1 protein-coding gene is annotated in these 2740 nt (G+C 46.1%); it reads right to left on the bottom strand.

Annotated features, from left to right (window positions below):
* Positions 1-235: 235 nt before the first annotated feature.
* The gene (locus tag QUB64_RS05660; RefSeq protein ID WP_333265727.1) at positions 236-2509 is read right to left on the bottom strand and encodes an FdhF/YdeP family oxidoreductase; all 2274 of its coding nucleotides are present in this window, start codon (positions 2507-2509) and stop codon (positions 236-238) included.
* Positions 2510-2740 lie beyond the last annotated feature (231 nt).

Genomic DNA, 2740 nt, shown 5'->3' with positions numbered 1-2740 from the left:
CGCACCATGGAATTAATGGTGCGTCAGCTTGAAATTGTTGGTTTGTTCCGAAAATAATCATAGCTGACGCACCCTACAATAACTGCGTAGACAAAAGTAGTAGGGTGCGTCAGAGGTGAGATTTGTAATCGCCATGAAAAGTCTAATTCTGACGCACCATGGAATTAATGGTGCGTCAGTATGAGATTGTTGGTTTGTTCCGAAAATAATCATAGCTGACGCACCCTACAATAACTTATGCTTCGGCGTAGACAAAAGCAGGTACGCGCTTGTAAGCAGGCGTGCCCGATCGCTTTTCAATCTCCGGGTGAAAAATCACATTAACTTCAGGATAAAACATCAAAGCAGCACCCGCACGAACCGCCCCATAAATCACCTCCACATTTTCCATTTTCCCCACATTTCCCTGCACAGTAACCCGCTGATGTTCTTGCATACCAGCACTTTCTGCATCGGCGCGATTCATCAAAATGCAGTTGCGGTGCGGCATTCCCCGGTACTTGTCATCAATTTTGTAAACCACAGTATTGTGCTGAGAATAACTGCGTCCAGTCATCAATGCCACAACTAAACCCCGCACCGATTCCGATGCACCAAAATCTTTGATTTCCGGTAATTTTAGCACTGGTAAAGGCGTGACAAACATCTTGGCTTTGCCGGAATCAGTGGGAAATTTTGGTTCGGTAAAAATCCGCCCGCTGATGGTGAATTCCTCTTTGGTTTCATCAATTGTTGCCATTTTCTCAAAGCCGGGAATTGTTTTAGCAATCAATTTTCGCACATACTTAGTATCTTGAAGCTGGCGCCAGTCTACCGGATAAGTACCGTGAATTCTGGCAGCCAATTCAGTTAAAAAATGTACTTCTGGAATCAAATCCGAATCTTTGAGATGAGTTTCGCCTTCATCATTGAAACGCACAAAATTATTACCGGATTCCACGGTTGTTTTGTAGGGATTTTCAAAGCGATTCAGCACCGGCAGCACAATTGTATTGTGCTTTGCCAATCCGCTAAAATGTCCCAAATTTGGTTTAGTGGCGAGGTAAATAATCGTTTCAATCTTGCCTAAAGCGCGTTTTGCTTCAGTTGAATCCGGGTTCGCCCCGTACAAGTTGCCGCCCAAACAGATTAGCGTATCGACTTGGCCTGCATCTGCTGCTTCAATGAGCGATCGAGTGTTGTAACCCTTAACAGCGCTCAGGGGACGCCCCAATAACTGTTCGAGAGTGTGTTGGATTTCTTTTTTTAGCTCCACAGTCACGCCCATAGAGCCGAATCCTTGGACGTTTGAGTGTCCTCTCACCGGCATTAATCCCGCCCCTTCTTTGCCGAGATTTCCCGTCATTAAAGCAGTGTTTGCGATGCTAAAAACATTATCTACGCCATTTTTTTGTTGAGTAATTCCCATCGCCCAACCGAAGACAACCCGCTTAGAATTACCGATTATTTTGGCTGCTGCCTCAATTTCTGCTTGAGAAACTCCGCAAGTTGTAGTAATAGTGTCCCAGTCGGTTTCGCGGGCGTGCTGCACTACTGCTTCCCAGCCTTCTGTGTGGGATTGCAAGTATATTTCGTCTAGCAATCCTTGTTCGATTACCGATTTTTGAATGCCGACAAATAGCGCCGTATCACTGCCGGGAATTGGTTGCAAGTAGAGCGAGGAAATATCGGAACCGGGGACGAGCGACTTGATGGGAAATGCCGGAGAACCAAACTTGACTAACCCGATTTCCATCACCGGATTGATGACAATTATTTTACCGCCTTTGTCGCGAATTTTAATCAACTCGTTCATGAAGCGGGGATGGTTGTAGGCAGAATTAGCACCCGCGAGCACGACACAATCTGCTTGCTTCAAGTTTTCTAGACTCACTACCGAGGTGCGGGTGGCAAACATTTCGTTTAACCCGGTTGTCGAGGGAGCGTGGCAGAGATCGGAACAATCTGCTAAGTTGTTAGAGCCGATCGCCCGCATCATCAATTGCAGCAGAAAAGCCGCTTCGTTGGAAGAGCGACCGGAACTGTAAGATGCCACTCGTTCGGGGGTTTTGCGAAACGCAGCTTCGGCAATTTCATAGACTTCTTGCCACGAAATGCGATCGTAATGAGACGCACCAGCCCGCAAAATCATCGGAAAACTCAACCTTCCCAGCCTATCTGCGTCCCTGGAAGTTAATTGTTGGAGTTCTGTAATACTGTGCTGTTGAAAATAGTTAGTCGAGATAGCAGGTTTAATTTCAGCCGAAATTGCTTCCACACTTTTCATGCAGCGCTGAAGTTTTTCGCCTTCTTCATTAGTAAAGCCTCCTTTCTGCCCGCCAGTGCCCCAAGAACAAGACAAACAAGCACTTTTATGCAGCAAAGTTTGCCAAAGTTTCGGGCCTTCCGGCGACAAAGTATGCTTTGCCCAATATTCAATTACCGGCAAACCGCCGCCGATGTCTGGCGTTTCGTCATTTTTCTCGCTAAATGGCGGAACGGGTTGGATATTTTGGGAGTTGGTGTCCATGGGGTTTACCTGTGGTTTGAATTGCGGGTTAATGTACAGTTAAGTTTATTACTATAATTTACCGCAAACTTACAGCACAAAAAATTAGTCAATAGATAGATGTTTCAATCCCAATTAAACTCCTGGTTCGTAGTGAGGACTTCAGTCCTTCTTCCTCCTGGTTCGTAGTGAGGACTTCAGTCCTTCTTCCTCCTGGTTCGTAGTGAGGACTTCAGTCCTTCTTCCTCCTGG

The organism is Microcoleus sp. Aus8_D2, from assembly GCF_036702665.1.
Classification (GTDB): Bacteria; Cyanobacteriota; Cyanobacteriia; order Cyanobacteriales; family Microcoleaceae; genus Microcoleus.
Note: the sequence above shows the minus strand (reverse complement) of the source record. Positions and strands in the feature narration are given on the sequence as shown.

Excerpts from the sequence above, each read along its gene's own strand:
- QUB64_RS05660 (WP_333265727.1), bottom strand. The coding sequence starts at position 2,509 with ATGGACACCAACTCCCAAAATATCCAACCCGTTCCGCCATTTAGCGAG.